The following is a 17933-nucleotide window of genomic DNA, read 5'->3' on the forward strand; positions in this document are numbered from 1 at the left end:
CGTATGCGCCGGAACAATACCAACTCAAACCATGCCGATAATCGACGTTAGAGACGAGGAAATTCCCGAAGAAATCCGCCCCATCGAGAACTGGATCTGCTGGCGAGAGGGGGAGCGAGACGGGAAACCTACCAAAATCCCGACGAAACCGTATCGGACCAGTGGCAGCCCGAATCTGGATGTCACCGACCCGAATCAGCGTCGAGATTTCGAGCAAGCAGTTGCAGCCCACGGCGACAGTCGCGTCAACTCCGACGGCCTCGGATTTGTGTTTACCGAGGATGTCTCCATCACCGGCGTCGACCTCGACAAATGCCGTGATGCCGACACCGGCGAACTCAAAGAATGGGCTGAAGATATCATCGACCGATTGGACTCCTACACCGAAGTCTCTCCCTCCGGAACTGGTGTGCATATCCTCGTCGGTGGTGAGCTTCCCGATGGTGGGAATCGGAAAGGCAGGGTCGAAATGTATGACTCCGACCGCTACTTCACTGTGACCGGTGAGCATGTCGATGGGACGCCCCGAGAAATACGGACCTGTCAAGATGACATAGAAGCCATTCACCGAGATTTCATCCGAGGCGGTATCGACTCTGACGGACAGTCGAGTCTAGATACTGCAGCCGCGTCGAATATATCAAAAAACGGTGGAAACGAAGCCGATTCAACCTCCTCGTCTAGCGGGCAGCACCAGTCAGAATCGCTTCGAGATAGATACGGTGATGACCTCGACACCATCGAAGCCTCGGCTGTGAGAGACGCACTGGCGCGAGTCGATGCTCGGTATCTTCCGGAAGTCATGCCGAAAACGTTCGACGACCTTGCCGGGCCGGGCGTTGCGCTATCGGACGAGGAGCTACTCTCCAAGATGTTCGACGCCAAGGGTGGTAGTCGTCGACGTCGCCTCTACGATGGCGACAACTCGATGTGGGGCTCACCACAAGCCGAGTACCCCTCTCAATCTGAAGCCGACATGGCGATGGCTCACTACCTGGCTTTCTGGACGGGTAAAGACCCTGCTCAGATGGACGCCCTCTTTCGCGATTCCGGTCTGTATCGAGAGAAATGGGACCGGCGTCACTACAGCTCGGGGTCAACGTACGGAGATGTCACTATTGCCCGGGCTCTACTCCGCGTGGACGACTACTACGAATTGCCCTCCGCCAATGGGAAGAAATTCGGCGGGTCATCTTCGAACGGGACACGCGAGGCAACTGATGCATCGACTTCTTTCGACGATTCATCGAAATTTTCGGGCCACGCCGCTGCGGCTGACCCGGGAACTGGTCTGAGCAACGCTGGCGGGTCTGGCGATACTTCAGATGGCGTGGCGACTGATTCCCCAACCGCCGGCAGTAAAGCCGACACGGAGCCATCCAGCGCCTTTGGTGGCGATGCGAAGCCGGCACCAGAGCCGCCCTCGCCGACAGTCGACACTGACCCACCTGTCCGAACTCCCGATTCAGCGTCCGGCGACTCCGTCGAAAATGGGTACGTCGCAGAACAGGACGAACACGGACGCATTCCTGCTTCTCCCCGTGGTCTCGACACCGACGATACGCTCCGTGAGAGTACACAGGAGGCTATGGAACTCACGGCTGCGGCAGCCGGTAAAGACTGGGAGCGTACAGACCCACATCTGACCGATGACGAAAAGCACGCGAACGACTGGAGTGTGCCTCGCGAAGGCCGGACGCCGACACAGCAGGCCCTGGACATGGCCCGTGAGGATAACCGGATATTGGCCCGGAAACTTCGTCGGGAAAGCCAGCAGTATGCTGACTATCACGCACTCGAGGAGGAGAACGAGCGTGTAAAGCTCAGTAACCGGGTATACCTCCAAGCCATCGACGAGCTGATGAGCGAACGTCATCGCTACCGGGAACTGCTTCGGAAGGAAGGCCTCCTGTCAGAGGAAGATGCTCGTCTTCCCGATCATCCAACGAAGCATCTCAAGGCTATCATCCGGCCGATGATCCGACGCGAAGACACGCCGACGGCCAAGGAAACGCTCACCGGCATCGACGCGGTCCTTCAGCAATACACCGAGGCCAACGAACAAATCAGAGGGGCGGACCGAAAGACCAGTACAGGTGTCCGTGACCGGTTGTCTCGGCTGTTCGGGTAGCGTTTCTTGAGCAGCCGTGTGACCAATGTCTCGAGAATCTGTTCTCGCTTTATTGTCGTTGAGTCAGTCGTAGGAAGGCGCCTCTCAAGAAATCCCTCAAAGGCTCAATATCTTAATTTGATGTCCGGCAATACGGGCAGTGCTGCTCTGTGACTTTCGAATTATAAATTCGGCCGCAAGCAACGCATTCTTTAATGGGGTTGTTGCTCATACGAGTCTTAAGCTATAATATAATATAGCAGTTCCCCTATTTTCTCGCCATCAGACAGTAGAAGGACTGTACTGACAGATTGAAAACCGCGAATAGGTCATTGTCAGGAATCCAGCAACGTGCGATTTGTCTTGTCGCGTGTGGACAGAGCCTTGAGACCTAAACTGAAATAATCCAGTTAACAGTAGTTATTTCACAGAGAAATGCGTTAGTCCTTGTAAGTGACCTCGAATATGGATCTGACCGATACCCCTCAGGATATACTGGGAGACGATGAAGAAGCCCCTGACTTCGATGCGTGGGAGTCTCCCGACGATGTACTGAAGGAAGGACCGACCAGAGAGCGGATGCTGGACGTCATCATGCAGCTGCGAGAGCCAACGAAGGTGTCGACTATCGCGACGCGAGCAAACTGTGATACAGAGACTGCTCGCGACTATCTCCAGTGGTTTGCTGAGATGGGGATGGTGCGTGAGCTGTCCGGACGGCCTGTACGATATGAGCGGAACAACTCCTATCTGCAGTGGCGCAGAATCGAGCAGATTCGCCAACAGTACTCAGAAACAGAGATTGTGGCACGTCTGAAAGAGACGCTTGATGCGGCCACGGAGTATCGAGAACGCTTCGAAGTTGACTCTCCAGACGATGTCTCTCTTGTTGAGGAGAGCTATGATGAGTCAGTAGAGGACATCTGGGAAGCGGTATCAAACTGGAAGACCCTCGAAGAGAGAGCAGCGTTGTTGGATGCTGCTCGCCGCGAGGATACGTCTGGCGGGCATACTGAGACAATCGATGCCTGAGGGGGCCACAGACGGTGTTGGTGGCCTCGATAGCGATGTCTTAGAACGGATCGGACGACGTCTTCGTGGGAGTGCTCGTTTTGCAACTGTCGAGTACCGCCCTGAGTATGCCCCGAACGCAGTCGTCGCCGAGTACGATCTCGGATATTTCCCCGCCGCCATAGAGCGTGCATATCTTCGTATTCGGTGGTTCAAAACGGATGATTTCAACGTTCACTACACGGAGCAGTATCGGGACGGAAACTCGTGGGAGTGCAGATGGGATTGTCATCCGAACAGCCACAACGACCGGGAGCATTTTCACCCACCGCCCGACGCAATTACGCCTGGCCAGGACATGGAGTTCGAAAGTGATTGGCGAGCAGTGATTTCGGAGATTCTGTCGGAGTTGGATGAGCGTATTCAGTCGTTCTGGGAGTGACCGTAGTACCCTCTGATACGACCGATGAGAACTTTTCTCAGCTACCCACTTTGCTCTCCCCGCGTATTTGTCCCCAAAGGAGACTGAGGGAGTCAGGGGTGGAGCGAATCACACTCGTCCGCCGATTGATTCCTTCGTTGTTCGCTTCCAACCGGGGTGAATCAGCGTTTTTCTCCCCACCTCGGCCGTGAGGTCAGTGAGACACCTTCTCGGAAGCCCGCTTCGCATTTCCCGCGTATTAGCCCCCAAAGGGGGCTGAGGGGATGTGGGGCGGAGCAGGTCCGAGAGATAGTTGTGATGTCACGATTATCGAGGTCTCGCAGCCCGTTCCGGTCTACCCCAGGACTCCCCTCAGAGAGACGACCATGAGTGTCAACACTAACTCCGACGTAGCGTCCCGTGCGGCAAACATCAGCGGCGAATTCGAGACAATCGGTGTCGACATGTCGCCGGCATCGGTCGAAGAGCAGATGGAGTCGATGACCGCGTTCAAGGTGCCTGTCGACGACGCACAGGTGGCGGTTGTTCGCAAGATCATCGATGAGTTCGACCTTTCGGACGACGACGTCTCCGAGGACCTCGCGGCTCTGGCGGGCTACAGTTCCAGTGGCGGTCGGTCAGAAGACTTCGACCGAACGCTGCTCAGTGAGATAGCGGACCTCGGCGACGAAGAGTGGGTGGACGTTCGAGCACAGGTCATCGACCTCTGGGATGTAACGCATGACTCCATGGCTCAGGTCGGCCTCGTGGCAGACGAGAGTGCCCAGATGAAGTTCGTCAAGTGGGCGAAGAACACCGACGAGCTCCCGACTCTCGAAGAAGGTGTGACCTACGACTTCTCGTCGGTCATCACCAACGAGTACGAGGGCAAATTCAGTATCTCGCTCAACAAAGCCAGTAGCGTCGTAGAGGCCGAACAGGAAGTCATCCCGGCCGACGGCTCTGTGAGTGCCACCGGGACGCTCGTCGCCATCGAGGATGGCTCTGGGCTCATCAAGCGCTGCCCGGAGGAGAACTGCAGTCGACTGGTGACGAACGGCCGCTGCGCTGAACACGGTGAGGTCGATGGTGAGTTCGACCTTCGTATCAAGGCGATTCTCGACGATGGTCAATCGGCAGTCCGGGCGCTGTTCAACGACGAAATGACTGAAGCGGTCACTGGCATGAGCCTGGAGGAAGCTATCGAGATGGCGATGGAAACAGTGGACCCCACTGTCGTACTCAACGCCTTCCGAGACCAGCTCATCGGCCGAACCTTCGAAGTCAGTGGTCCCGTCATCGGCGACTACTTCCTCGTCGACGATGTGGCCCAGACGGTCTACTCCAGTGAACAGCCTGGTCTGGAAGACGGTGCCCTCGATCCGGCACGAACGCAGCGCCAACCGGCCAAGCGTGTCTTCGCACAGGACCTGAATCAGGCGACGCACTCATTCACCCGTCCCGAAGACGGTGAGGAGGACCGAGCGCCGAACTTCTCACTGCTCCCCTCCGGTGAAGCAGCCAACCGGGTCTTCGTCGTTGGAACGCTCATGGAGACGAGGGATGTCGGGACGGACTCAGAGTACTGGCGCGGGACGGTCATGGCGGCTTCTGAATCGGTCAGTGTCTACGCTGGTGAGTACCAGCCGGAGGCGATGCAGGTCCTCTCTTCGACCGAGACACCCTGCTATGTGGCTGTAATCGGGAAGATACACAGCTACGAAACGGATTACGGAATCAACGTCTCGCTCCAGCCTGAACACATTTCGGTGGTGGACGAAGCGGTTCGGGACTCGTGGGTAGCAGAGACGCTGGACGCTACGCAGGACCGACTGGGCGCACTTGAAAGCGGTGAGACTGAGGAAGCAGACGCTGTGTTGGCTGTCTACGAGGGGAATACGGAAGACGTCGAGTCGGCGGTTGAGGACGCTGTAGACGAACTGGTAGCCGAGATGGACGTTCCGGAGACACCAGCTCAGTAGGAGCCCTCGTTTTGGTTGGTTTGCTTAGTAGAGATATGCAAGTGGATTGTATACGTACGGACGCTGACTTCGACTCATTGTGTAGGTCATATTTAAGCGAGTATACGACTCACAGACTCTCGACTGGCGTGTCGTCAACAGTGCTGCTGGTGTACTCTTTTCCGAAACTTCTGACAGCGAATATCAGGCCCAACTAGGAGGGTGCATGTGCCCTCACCTAATTAGGAGGGTAATGAGGACACGAACATTAGTAGGAGACGCAGTAAGAAAAACTCAGAGCTTGATATTCACTATCTTCAAAGTTTTTGATACAATATCAAGACAATGTCCTGTTACGAACCGGATTTGTGTATGTTGCTGGAAGTGGAAGGCTCTGTAGTCTCCTGACGATTCCCTGCTGGAAGACCGAGCTCCGCGAACGAGACCGACGAGTCCTCGATGTCGTCGACGGGGATCGAGTCGACGACTGTTAATGGGATATCTTTCATCCGAGAGCCGAGTTCGCGTTTGACCAGGGTCGTGCTCTCATCTACTGAGCTGGCCTCTATCACCACTGTAATGTCCAGTACGACCATGGCGTAGCCGTGTGTGCAAAGCACTGCTTCCATCTCCCAGCTACAGCTTGGGCAGGCCACGTCTTGGACCGAAATATTGGCAGAACGAACCGCTGAGGCGTCTGCTCGACGGCCAACTTCAGCAACGGCGATATTGATCGCGTCTTGGACGCCTGGAGCCCCCGGCACGACCCACGGCAGCGTGAGTCGTACTTGATACCAACCTTCTGACTGTGCTACATCCGTGCTCATGTCGAGCTCTTACCGGGTGAATTCGTCTTCACACAGCTGTATGCATCGGGTGCTGCGTTGGCTGCTGAAACTGTGCTACTCTTCAAAACCTGGCTATGGATCATGATTGGGAGGTATCTATCGAGCGCCGGCAGGAGGACTGACACATTGGAGGGCCATGACCCCTGTCCTGTTATCGACGAGGGGTAATTTGGTGGGCTGGCTATGGAGGGCTATCTCACCCGCAAGCGGTGCATTGCAGGGCTTCGATTCAGGCTTTCTCCGCAATGCACTCCTTGGTGGGAGTGGATATAATAACTCCAGAGTTACAACGGTTGCAACGGTACCTACTCTTTTCTCGACATGTTTGCTTCCGACCAATTGTTAGCGGCCTACAAGCAGTTCCAGGGGTGGACATGAGATCGTTTCAGACCAAATCAACCGCTCAGAATACCTATAACCTCGCCTCTCCGATGTTAGTCTGTGCAAGTCGGTCCCTCCCTGATCGAGAACCCACTGCTGGGTGCAGCCCTCACTCTGACAGTGATCATCCTCGTCGGAAACTTGGTGGCGTTGGGATACTGGGCTCAGGCGGAAGCGTCGGCACGAGACGGGTCAACACTGTGGACGTTCATCATGCTCTCTTCGGGCTACGGGCTGGTCTACTACGTTTGGGTCCGCTATATCCGAAACAACTGGGAAGCCCGCACGCAGCCAGCTGACCGGCGCGAACGGCTGGTCACCGCTTACTCGGTGGCCGTCTTGCTGGCCTTCGTGGTCGGGGCGTTCCTCACACCCCCTGACCCGTTCACGCAGGTCCTCACATTCCCGGCGCTGTTTGTTGGGTCGTTTGTCCTCTCGTTCCTTCTGGTCTCGCGAGACTCAGTCGGCAGTGCCGGCGACCCTGCTGCCTAAATCTTATCGACATCCCTTGATCATTGGCGACAGCGTAGTTAACGTGGGCCAGTTGGCCTGTACTACCAGAGTCTCTCCCGGCAGTGATCCGGGACGATTACCTACTGGTCGAGACCACTTGTCACCCACTGTGACGACCACTACCATCGGCCCGGCGATGAACTCCAAACTCTAATTCGACTAGTCTTAACCAACATTTCGGACAAATCCCCGCAGAGTGTTGGTTAACTCTGTAAACAAAATACACTATCCCAGCCATAGCTCGCCACCCGGTCCCTCGCGTGAGTTTATCCTTCAGCCAATCGGTCCGAACGTTCGACGCGACGGGTTTTATCTGACCGCTGGTTATCCAGAGCGAGTATGGTCGTCGTTGAGGAGGTCACCAAACTGAGTGAGCGCCGTACCCAAACCTCGTCCGAGGCGTTTCCAGACGAAGCACTGATGTCGGTTCGATCGGCCGTCGACGCTGTTCCGGCGAGTGTCTTCGATGGCTCGACGAAGCACACAGAGGTCGGTGAGTTCGATGCCGCGATCGCTGACGGCCTCTCGCAGTACGAGTACGAAGGAGACGCTGCCGGCGGCTACAACCCGAACTGCAAGCTCTGGTCGCATCTGGGGTTCAATTACAGCGTCGACCTCTACGACGCCGACGCCCGAATCGCCATCGAGGTCGAGAAGAGCGAGCGGAAGAACGTTAGCGACGACCTACTCAAGTTCCAGAAGGGGTACCGAACCCAAAAAGACGGCCGGCCGAAGATCGAGTTCGGCTGTCTGGTGGTGCCGGTGAACTATCTCGGGCGACATAACCTCTACCGGCACAGCCTGACCAAGCTCGACTTCATGAAGGGCGTCCTGTTCATTGACGACGTCGCTGTCATCGGCTATCGGGATCCGCGAACGGACTGACGCTGTCCGCCCTAGCTGTTTGTCGGCGCCGGGGGGCGTGCAGCGCGCGACAAATGCGCGACGTGACTTACCATGCCTGGTCCCGATCCTCACGACGACACGAGTTCCGACTACGAACAGTTCGAGAAAGAACAGCTCGCACAAGAACGCGACGCCGCCGGGGTCGACACAGCGGATGTCGACGACGCGACGGCTCAGAACCTGGTCAACGACCTCGTCGACGCGGACGTCGTCACTCCGATTCCCGAGGACCGAGTTCTGGTTCACGAACCGAGCGGTACCGCATTCGACTCATCGATGCAGCTGGCCGTCTTCCACCGTGGCTGGACGGCCGGTCACGGCACCGGTGAGGAAGACGAGTGATGCAGCAATCGCTCACAGGGTGTGCATTCTGCGACGCTCCGGACGCCACCGAGACTGGTGAAGCCCACACTTGGGGACAGGACGAGCGGGTCACCCACCCAATCTGTGTCGACTGTGCCATCCAGGTGGAGCCGCATCCCGACGATCGCGACCATCATGCCTGCGATGGGTGTGGGCTGGTCGTCGACACGCTCGCAGCGCTGACGCGATTCCGCGTGGAATTTGGACACCTCGAGGGGCCGCTGCAACTGTGCGAGCCCTGTAGTCCTGGCGGGCTCGCTATCTACTGGACGCGCGACATTGAGGGGCACCTTATCGCGGCGCCGGCGGAGTGAACCTAACCACTCTTACTCGCTGAAGGGTATCCTGTCCGAAAGTGTGATGAGGTGTTCTATATCGCCCAAGACATAGTCCGAGATCATCCGCTCCGTATGCTCTAGATTACACGAACCAATATCATCGTGACTTTCCGAACGAGCGTGGAGCCACGTTTCCATGATTCCGGGGATATCGCCGCTATCGACGTAGTCGGTGTCTGCACCAGCCGGGCGAATCCTCTGGAGCTCTAATCTATGAGCATAGTCGTCGAAGAACGTCCGTCGGAGCCCGACCTCCTGATGTTGGATGAGATCGTCCAGTCCAGTTCCATATCCGTATGCCTCCGCTGCGAAGTCGCCCAAATCAACGGATTTGGCACTCTCGATGATAGTCTTCAAATCACCAGCGAGCCCATCACCGGCAGGGCCGTCAGCAGCATATACTGGTCGCTTTTTCAGCATCGGTAAGTCGAAGAAATCGCCCGCATACGTTACGATCTCGTCCGGTTGATAGGCCCACAGTTCAGCATTGATCCGTCGTAGGAGATCCAGCTCGGACTCAAGTCCTGGAGCGCGCCGAGTGAGAATCTGTGTTCGGGGTAAGCGACCGCCTGCTTCGGGACCGTCATACGCGAATCCGATTGCCGCAAGCTGGAAATCCTCCGGATCCTCCCAGTCAGGATCGTCATCAGGCGTGAGGTGCGGGCTGATGGTCTCTATATCGAGGGCGAGTCGCCTAGTACTACTAAATGACATAGCGGGTTATTCAAGTCTGGATATTTAAATCGAAGTGAAGTGTATGGGTTCAGCTGTCAGTGTCCCGGTCGTGAATACTTTTGCCGGGGTAGGCGTCATAAGATAAGTATGAATCAGGCAGACGTCTCTTGGCCAACAGCTCCCACTGGAATAGCCCCTATGGGCCGGGTTTCCGATCTGGAATTGCGTGACCTCGTCAAGTTGCTCCGGGAAGACAGTACGTCGCGGTGGTTCGAACTGGTGAAGCCTCCGAAAGACCCGCATCCGACAGTCACCAAGTTGCCGGACTACGACCACGAAGAAGAGTTCGCCGCGGTCCCAGAAGAGCCAACGGAGGGCTACCGACAGCAGGCTCTTGAGTACGTTGAGGGCGTCATCGAAGCTAGGGACTCGGTACGGCCGGATACACTCCAGCCAGCATCTGAACTTCCAGATGGAATCAGTCGTTCAACCTCCCGTCAGTGGGTCTGGTACCATACGACCGACAGCATCCAAGAACGGACCGATGACCGGCCACAATCGATGGCTGGAACGACTGACCATGGCAAATATTTGTTCTTCACACCAGATGAAACGGGCGTCCTCGAGGACATCATCGTCGAGCAATTTCAGTCTCGACCGTTCGACTCTGCAAAGGTCCCAACGATTCCGAACAGAAAACCGGATGCAGTCCTCTGCCTCTATTATTCGGACGACCGATATCGAGCTGATCTTCGAGAGACGTATCAGAACGAGTCTGAAGACGACACCTACGAGGTCGCATCCCAATATGACTCAGAGCAGCCAACCATCAAACCCCGAGGATTTAAAACCGACTCTGCAACGCGGCGAAATGAGTACTCTGATGAATTCGAGCAGGCGTCAGAGTAGGCGTTACTTGTTGAGTTTCTCTTTGGCCTGTCGCACATTCTTTCGCACCGCCTCAGGATGGACATCACGTTGGGATGCCCATTCTTTCGGGGCGTTCCCCATCTCCCCCGTCATCCAGTAGTCGAGGACCTCAGGTGGGGTGAGGCCATCCTCTGCCAGCTCTTGGAACCACCAGGACAGGACTATTCTCGATCGCTGCCAGACCTCGATATCTTGAATCGGTACAACGAGATATGAGTGATTTTCCCCAAATTCATGAGAGGAGCCGCTGGTCTCGAGGAGTTTACGTGCGCGGGTGGAATGCCACTGTTTCGCTGCAGTCGCCTCGTCCTCCTCAATATCTATCGATTCGAAAACAGTGTCCCACTCAGAATCAGGTATAATGAAGACGAAGTCACTCCGTGGATTATGAAATGCTAGCTCGACCGTCGATGAGGAATTGCGCCATGCCTTCTCGAGGTAATCATCGATAATGGTCACGTCGGCGATCTGTTCCAAGAGTTCCGTAAGGCGCGACTTTGACACGGTAGTTTCGGCAGCAACCTGCTGAATTTGTCCTCGATGAACACGTCGTTCTTGAGCCATAAACAACCCATTGTTTGACATCGCTTAAATTTACCTAAAAAACAACCTGTAGTTTGATATTGCCCCCATGGGTGGGGTTTCAGAAGGAGGTGTCTCAGGCAGGGGCAAGTTCAATGGCAACTAGAGACATCTATGTTTGCTCTTGCTCCACCGCAGTACACATTGGATTAGTGAACACGAGGGGGTGGCCCCAGAGCGTAATTTCTTCAGGCTTGTAGGCGGTTGCACTTTTAACACGGTACTCCACTTCATTCTCGAAGCCGAGAGTGCCACCGTTGACTCGGAACGTTAGATGGGATGTTTTGTCAAATGCTTCGCCAATCTCCTCATCGTCGCTGTCGACGGTGTTCTTTGTGAAGGGGTTCTTTCCACCGATAATATCTGCATCTCCTTTATCGGCGGATTGGTCGAGCGGATAGGCCTCTCGAACGGGTTGCTCCTGTACCTCCGCTCTTGCGGTGGTCAACTCGGTTGCTTCTTGGACAATCGGGCGACCATTTGTATCAATTATCTCTTCTAAATTCGGCCAGGAGGTAACCGGGTCATCGACTATGACTCCGGACTTGGTATGGTAAGCCGGTTCCCATTCAGATTTGTCATCTGATGTGTAGTTCTTCCCCCCTCGAAGTAGCATATAGAACAAACCGTATTCGACAGCTGTCAGAATAATAAAGCAGGGCCGATGAGAGTCAAGCTCTTTTCCGAATCTCTCCTCTAGCGTTGCACCAAGTTGCTCACGCAACTCGAAGGGGTTCTGAAGGTCTTCTTCCAGTTGCTTAATTCCACTAGCGCTTAGACCGAAGTCCTGACATTGGAAGCTGTAATACATCTTACCTTGCCCGAGATCACCATTCAGATTTTCAGAAACTTGGTCAAGTTTGTCTAAAATATCATCAGGGGAGGGAGTTTGGTCTATCGGAATTGGAATATATCTTGACATCCCGGGCTTTGCTGGATCAAGACTAGAGATTCCATGGAATGGAACCGCGCTCCCGTATCCGCCAAGTGAAACAGCTCGTTTCTCGTATGAATCCCCAATTGATTCCATGAAGAACAAAAATACTTATTTTTAGATATGCTTTGTGAAGTAGACCTGATTACGTAAACACTCATCTTTCTGGAATTCAATCATTCTTATCTATAATCTATATTAAAAAGGTATATCTTCCAATAAGTTTTGTCACTCTGCCTTATTCGCGAAGCATACCATGGACTGGATGACTCTCGGGCTAGAGGTTCATTTCTGTTCATATCTTTTATATGACTGCATTTTTCATAGTCTGCTCCGCTTGGAATGCATCGAAGGGAAGAATAGAGATCTGAGTTTGTCGCTGAACTCGGGGGGGTGTTAGTGGTCGTTACAGTTCTGTTGGACAGTTGCAGCACTCTCGTTGGTGAGAGAGACGTACCGTGAGATCCAAACGACGGTTCCAGTGGTGTTCAGTGGTGAACCTCCTGGGACCGGAGTTCTTCGTACTCAGAGCAGCTGTCGACACCAGCACGGCCGAGGCAGATTGGGTGATAGAACGCCCGGACATCGCTGTCGTAGGACATCGAGCCGGATCGCTGTTGGCACACCCAGCAGGCTGAGGAATCCCATGCACTATCCGAAGATAGGTGGGTATCAGTCTGCTCATCCGCTCCGTTGGAGACAGTCTCCTCGGCGGTGGGCTGTGCTATCGTCGATTGACGGGTGACGGTAGCGATCTCGGCAGACATAATCCAATTCAGCCAGTCCGAATCGGGCCATTCAGTCGAGGTATCGCCAACATATCTCGCCATTGCGTTCGCAGATTCGCCCGTAGACTCGTCTTCACTGGCAGCGTTGCTGCGCTTGTGGGTCGGAGGCGTAGGGCGGTGTTGCGTTGGCGGTCGCCTCGTCGACGTTCGCGCGGCCTTCTCGAGGATGCGAATGTCGCTATCCCATCGAGAATTTAGCGAGGGCTGGTCGTTGAATTCGCCTTTGCGGAAGTCCGTGAGACGAACCAAATCGCCTTCGTTCGGTTCCACAAAGATGCTCTCAGACACAATCACCTCGCCATCGGCATCGTCTGGGTCCGAGGTCGAACGGGTGAGAACTCGTTCGCTGGGTTTCCAGACTGCAACGTACGCGAAGCCGGAATCATCCTCCAGAATAAACCCGAACTTGATTTTCGGATTATCCGGATAATACACTCGCTTCACTCGTCCCTGAGTGGAGACATACCCTCTCGTAGAGTAGGTATTGGTGTACTGGATGTTGCCGATCTTCAGTACGTTCCGAGGATCGTGTTTCTCCAGTTCTGACTGGCTCAGGACTGCAGATGAAAGATCCCGTCCATCTAACACGCAGCGTGCTAAGACAGATGCCATCTGGACAGGCGTCTTCGTTCGAATTTCGTGGGCATGCGGGAAGTCCGTGTAGAAGCGCTTGGCTTCAGCTAGGACTTCAGGCACACTCTCAGGATAGCTTGCTTCGAGTTCTCGAAGCGGGTCTGACTGTTCCTGAATCGATTGTTCGAATTGCTCGCTACGTCGCTGTGGGACGATGCTGTTCTGCTCCTCGCGATAGATCGCTAAGGCATCAGTGTGTGCATCGAGTACAGCAGCAACGCCAGACGTCTGACCGTGTTGGTCGATTCCGTTGGTCACCTTCTTGAGCTCGTAATCGAGTGCAAGTCGGCGTTCGATACCTGGAATCGAGGACCGCGAGTACTGCTCCGGGTTTGGAACGATTGCTCCGAGTGGGAGCGTCGAACCATCAGGGAGTGATACTTCGAGGTCGCTCGGTTCTATCCCTAAAGCAGACGCAGGCGTCTGCTCTGCGTTCGGGATGTAGTCACGCGAACGGAGTCGAAGCGTCCGGAAATCGAGTTGATTCCACGGGACGAGCTTCTGGTCCGTTGGCGTCGTGGTATCAGCGGAACCACTGGGGTAAGATTCATCGAGGCCAGAGGATACACCAACTAACTGATCGCCAGTCGGGTCGGTGAGTTTGTCTGCGCCTTTCAGGATGAGCGCGCTGCTCGGCGGAACAGAGTCAGGTTCGGACAGTGCATCGGGTGCGCTGCCAATCACGTTGATCTCTGCCCTCCGTTCGTCGCTACGAGAGGGAACCATGGGTTGCCCATCGAACCATCCGTAGCAGTCGCTCTCGGAGAGCGTTGCGCTATCTTGCCCAGCCACGTCCCAGTCTGCCGGAATGTCGTCACTGCGAGCCTCGACCGCATCGAGGCCCATGTAGCGTCGGACATACGGGGACTGGGGAACGTCGCCATGGTGGGTGTCGGTACTACCGCTCTTCTTGTGATCGTCCTCGTTGGAGCGATCGCTATTGCTGTCGCTGCACATGATCTAAGAAAGCAAGCCGATGCTTTCCGATTTCTACAACGCTTGAACTGAGTATAACTGTAGCTGATGATTAGAGAGCTGTCTGGCGATCTTGAAGGATAGCCACACAAAATCCACACATTGGCTGTGGAGTCTGGCTTCGGCTTCTGGGCGGGGCAATAGTGACTGTGGCTACACGCCAATCTCGCATCTCAGCAGCGGCTCAGAAGTATCGAAAGGAAAGGCGAGGTTCGCCTTCCTAGATCATGTGGGACCGTTCAAGGTCCAATTCTCCGTACGCTGAGTGTGGATATAACCATAGCGGTGTAGGTGGTTTTGATCCGGACGGTGTATCACGGCTTCAGAGGCAAGCAGGGGGGTAGATGCACTATTCTACAGTCGAGATATTCCCGAGTCAAGAATGATACTCCAAAGTATCATACTCTAGAGTACGATTCTCCAAAGTATTATCATCTGTGAGGGGTTATGTGGACTATGGTGGATTTCGTAAATCGGACAGAGGAGCTCTCTCGGCTTCATTCCCTATATGAGTCCGAGGAAGCTGAACTCGCCGTGATATTCGGACGACGTCGACTTGGAAAAACAGCGTTGGTTAAGCAGTCTCTCGAAGCCTATGATGATGCCGTGGTGTATCAAGCGAAACAGAAAACCACGGACCTTCAGCTCCAGCAGTTCATCGATGCGGCTTCTGACACATATCCGGGCGTGAAACGAATTAGAGAGGACTGGGAGGACGTTCTTGGATATCTCGCTGAAGAGGATGCGATTATCGTTCTCGACGAATTTCCGTATCTCGTTGAGCAGGACGAGAGTCTTCCGTCCGTATTACAAGCGATGTTCGATCACGAACTCGATGAGTCTGCTGCGACGTTCGTGCTTGTCGGGTCGTCAATCAGTATGATGGAAGAAGCTGCGCTGCTGGGCAATAGTCCACTGTATGGCCGCTCGTCGCTCAAGCTGGATATCAGACAGCTCCCGTTCGCGGCTGCGATGGAGTTTTTCGATGACGCCTATACCCCGGCTGAACAGGTCCTTACGTGGGGTGTCTTCGGTGGCGTTCCATACTATTTAGAAGAGGTCTCTCCTGGGGCCTCACTCGGAGAGAACATTCAGGAAACCATCCTTTCCCGGCACGGGACGCTCCATGACGAACCAGACTACGTCCTCCGTATGGAACTCAGGGAACCGACGCGATACTTCTCGATTCTTGAGGCCATTGCAGGTGGGAGCACAAGTCGGAACGAAATTGCGGGGACGACTGGCATCGCTTACAACCAGCTCTCAAAGTATCTCAAACGGTTGTCTCGGCTCCGTTTGGTCGACCAGCACGTTCCGATCACAGAGCAAAAAGAGCGGAGTAAGCGGAGTCAGTATCGTATCCGGGACCCGTTCTTCCGTTTTTGGTTCCACTTCGTCTACGGTACTGGAGAGCAATATGACGAACTCGGTATCGATGCATATGAAACACTGATAGAACCTGAGTTACCAGATTTCGTAAGTCGATCATTTGAAGACCTCTCTTGTTCGGCGCTGCGTACCCTCTACCCAGACCATACTATTACGCAAACCGGGCAGTGGTGGTACGATGACCACGAAATCGATGTTGTTGGTCTCACCACTGCTGAGACGCTAATCGTTGGTGAATGTAAGTTCCAACAGTCACCGCTGGGATACGACGCACTCTCGAAACTCGAGAGTCACACAGCAGAACTTAGATGGACGCCTGATTCTGGTGGAGATCGAACTGAGCGATATGCACTTTTCTCACGCAGTGGCTTCAAATCGTCAGTCGAAGAAGCTGCTGCAGAACGTGACGACCTCCGGCTCTTCACCGTTGGAGATGTTGTGACAGCACTGGATGGGTCAGAGAGTGCTCCTTAATCTCTTGCCACCGATGTCGTTTTGAACGACGGCTTAGCCGGATACAGAGTAGATTTGGCAGATCTGGGTATTCATCGTCAGGTGGTGAGAGTTTCGTTTACCGACCTCTGCTTGCGGTGATCGCTTCCACGCTAACAGGTTTGTAGCCTCCAAAGCAGGTGGCGAGGAGCCCAGTAATGCTATACGAGACTCCTTCGTAAACCGACCCAGAATGTGGTTGGTGTCAATTGCTCCATTGGCTTGAGCTGGGTGCTGCTCCCTGCGGTTGACCGACGGATGAACTGGTTCAGCAGCTGTGAATTCCTCCCGAGCCAGAACCGGAACTTACCATGACTGACAATCAGCGACCAGACGAGATTGCGCACCAACTCGTGACGAATGTCGATTCCCCTGTACGGATCTATCTCGAAGATAGCACGGCGACGATTCCGCTGGAGCCGTGTCGAGGTACCACGCCCACCACAACGACTGTCCCACTTGAGTACTTTGACGCCGTCATAGAGCAGGCTTCGATAGAAGACGGTGGACTCACCCTGTTTAGTATGGATGGGCTCCATCTTCCAGAATCCGAGTGGTCTCGGACCGGCCTTGATCGCCACTGGCGCCACGAAGATGCTGATCTTGCTGATCCGTTCTTTCCACCACAGCGCAAGCTTGAGGTCTGGGCGAGTCGGGAGGATGGGCTCTACAATGCGACTGAGCCATATGATTTCTCACACCTCGATGGCATTCCTGCAGACTCACCACTGTTGCTCGAATGGAAAGCAAGCGCCCCAGAGGAGGATCCCGAACGCCCTCCTGTCCCCTTTGACCGCCCAAAGCTCTCCGTTCGAGCGGTGCGTGCCGAGGGAGTTACCGATGTGCAAGGCTTCGACCGTGTGGATGTCGGCCGAATAGCCCGAGTCGAGATTCTCGAAGCAATTCCCGAACAGCCAACAAACCCGGACATTCAGCCCCGCGAGGTGGATCTCTCGCCGCCATCACTCCATCCGGAGATTGATTACGAGGAGATTGACCCACTGGCACAGTCAAAGAGGGTAATTCAAGCAGTGTTCACGATCAACCGGCATGCAAAGCGTCTCGACGAGGAGGCAGATATGGCTTATCAGTGTGGCGACGGGGCGAAAGCGCGAGTGAAGGCGCTCCAAAAGCGCGCACTTTATCGGACGAAGACCGTCGCACTTCACCGACTCGGTAAGTCTGAGCCAGATTCGATTCGTGTCGTTCGCCACGAGATAGACGGCAGCTATGAACTATTGTGCTTCTATTTTGCGGACTATTCGTTTCATCAGCCCCTTGAGGCAGTGGAGTCTGAGTTGCTCGAAGCGACGGCTGGAAGTGATGACTGTTCTGAGATTGAACTTGAGAAAATAGAGTTGGAGCCGTCATCAGCAACTGACTCCTTGGAACTATCACTTCCCGAGGCCGTTGAAGTCCTCCGTCAAAATGGTCTCGAGCCAAACGACTATCTGGACAGTGATGTCGTTGAGGACTTTACTTCCGGGATTAAGATATCCACCACGTTTTAGAGATCTAATACTCCCGCCAGTATTTGCCCCCAAAGGGGGCTGAGGGAGTTCGAGAGGAGGCGATAGTGACATCGTGGCCTTCGTCCTCACGTGGTGTTCCAAGCTATGAGAGCCAACTACAGACAGCGTGGACAGAACCGACTGACGAACGCAGAAATCGAGCAAGGTAGCC

Annotated in this window: 16 protein-coding genes; 11 read left to right on the forward strand and 5 right to left on the reverse strand. The window is 54.7% G+C overall.

Annotated elements, in window-relative coordinates; all coding sequences use genetic code 11:
- The first annotated feature begins 31 nt into the window (after positions 1–31).
- The 4 genes from EGD98_RS17510 (at position 32) to EGD98_RS20850 (ending at position 5524) form a co-directional block, all read left to right on the forward strand.
- Entirely contained in the window at positions 32–2131 is a 2100-nt protein-coding gene (locus EGD98_RS17510) for a phage NrS-1 polymerase family protein (RefSeq protein WP_220589694.1), read from the forward strand.
- Between the two features lie 444 nt (positions 2132–2575).
- Positions 2576–3142 (forward strand): DUF7342 family protein, encoded by a 567-nt coding sequence (locus EGD98_RS17515; protein WP_220589695.1) that lies wholly within the window; start codon positions 2576–2578, stop codon positions 3140–3142.
- Positions 3135–3563 (forward strand): toxin-antitoxin system TumE family protein, encoded by a 429-nt coding sequence (locus tag EGD98_RS17520; RefSeq protein ID WP_220589696.1) that lies wholly within the window; start codon positions 3135–3137, stop codon positions 3561–3563. Before EGD98_RS17515 ends, EGD98_RS17520 begins: the two co-directional genes overlap by 8 nt.
- A 365-nt stretch (positions 3564–3928) precedes the next feature.
- Positions 3929–5524: a hypothetical protein gene (locus EGD98_RS20850; protein WP_236039597.1), complete on the forward strand. Its 1596-nt coding sequence runs from the start codon at positions 3929–3931 to the stop codon at positions 5522–5524.
- A 332-nt stretch (positions 5525–5856) separates the two neighbouring features.
- Here EGD98_RS20850 and EGD98_RS17530 read toward each other — a convergent pair whose 3' ends face one another.
- The gene (locus EGD98_RS17530; protein WP_220589697.1) at positions 5857–6330 is read right to left on the reverse strand and encodes a DUF555 domain-containing protein; all 474 of its coding nucleotides are present in this window, start codon (positions 6328–6330) and stop codon (positions 5857–5859) included.
- 462 nt (positions 6331–6792) lie between these two features.
- Between EGD98_RS17530 and EGD98_RS17535 the strand changes: the two genes are divergently transcribed.
- From EGD98_RS17535 to EGD98_RS21330, 4 genes are all read left to right on the forward strand, one after another.
- On the forward strand, positions 6793–7224 hold the full coding sequence (locus tag EGD98_RS17535; protein WP_328763256.1) for a DUF7534 family protein: 432 nt from the start codon (positions 6793–6795) through the stop codon (positions 7222–7224).
- Between the two features lie 360 nt (positions 7225–7584).
- Positions 7585–8130: a hypothetical protein gene (locus tag EGD98_RS17540; protein ID WP_220589698.1), complete on the forward strand. Its 546-nt coding sequence runs from the start codon at positions 7585–7587 to the stop codon at positions 8128–8130.
- A 72-nt stretch (positions 8131–8202) separates the two neighbouring features.
- Positions 8203–8493, forward strand: coding sequence for a DUF8069 family protein (locus EGD98_RS17545; RefSeq protein ID WP_220589699.1), 291 nt, complete (start codon positions 8203–8205; stop codon positions 8491–8493).
- Positions 8493–8828 carry a DUF7558 family protein gene (locus EGD98_RS21330; RefSeq protein ID WP_236039598.1) on the forward strand — a complete coding sequence of 112 codons (336 nt, stop codon included), beginning with the start codon at positions 8493–8495 and terminating at the stop codon, positions 8826–8828. Before EGD98_RS17545 ends, EGD98_RS21330 begins: the two co-directional genes overlap by 1 nt.
- A gap of 12 nt (positions 8829–8840) precedes the next feature.
- On the opposite strand, the gene EGD98_RS17550 is transcribed toward EGD98_RS21330, so the two are convergent.
- Positions 8841–9566 (reverse strand): 3'-5' exonuclease, encoded by a 726-nt coding sequence (locus tag EGD98_RS17550; RefSeq protein ID WP_220589700.1) that lies wholly within the window; start codon positions 9564–9566, stop codon positions 8841–8843.
- A 108-nt stretch (positions 9567–9674) separates the two neighbouring features.
- Between EGD98_RS17550 and EGD98_RS17555 the strand changes: the two genes are divergently transcribed.
- On the forward strand, positions 9675–10436 hold the full coding sequence (locus tag EGD98_RS17555) for a hypothetical protein (protein ID WP_220589701.1): 762 nt from the start codon (positions 9675–9677) through the stop codon (positions 10434–10436).
- A gap of 3 nt (positions 10437–10439) precedes the next feature.
- Here EGD98_RS17555 and EGD98_RS17560 read toward each other — a convergent pair whose 3' ends face one another.
- The 3 genes from EGD98_RS17560 to EGD98_RS17570 form a co-directional block, all read right to left on the reverse strand.
- Complete coding sequence (locus EGD98_RS17560) at positions 10440–11021, reverse strand: DUF8048 family protein (RefSeq protein WP_220589702.1); 582 nt, start codon at positions 11019–11021, stop codon at positions 10440–10442.
- Positions 11022–11151: 130 nt separating this feature from the next.
- Entirely contained in the window at positions 11152–12069 is a 918-nt protein-coding gene (locus tag EGD98_RS17565) for a hypothetical protein (protein WP_220589703.1), read from the reverse strand.
- A gap of 392 nt (positions 12070–12461) precedes the next feature.
- The gene (locus EGD98_RS17570) at positions 12462–14240 is read right to left on the reverse strand and encodes a hypothetical protein (protein ID WP_220589704.1); all 1779 of its coding nucleotides are present in this window, start codon (positions 14238–14240) and stop codon (positions 12462–12464) included.
- 585 nt (positions 14241–14825) lie between these two features.
- Between EGD98_RS17570 and EGD98_RS17575 the strand changes: the two genes are divergently transcribed.
- Entirely contained in the window at positions 14826–16232 is a 1407-nt protein-coding gene (locus tag EGD98_RS17575; protein WP_220589705.1) for an ATP-binding protein, read from the forward strand.
- A 329-nt stretch (positions 16233–16561) separates the two neighbouring features.
- Positions 16562–17761, forward strand: a complete 1200-nt coding sequence (locus EGD98_RS17580; protein WP_220589706.1) for a hypothetical protein — start codon at positions 16562–16564, stop codon at positions 17759–17761.
- Positions 17762–17933: the final 172 nt, after the last annotated feature.

This window comes from Haloarcula salinisoli, from assembly GCF_019599405.1.
In the GTDB taxonomy this organism is placed as follows: Archaea; Halobacteriota; Halobacteria; order Halobacteriales; family Haloarculaceae; genus Haloarcula; species Haloarcula salinisoli.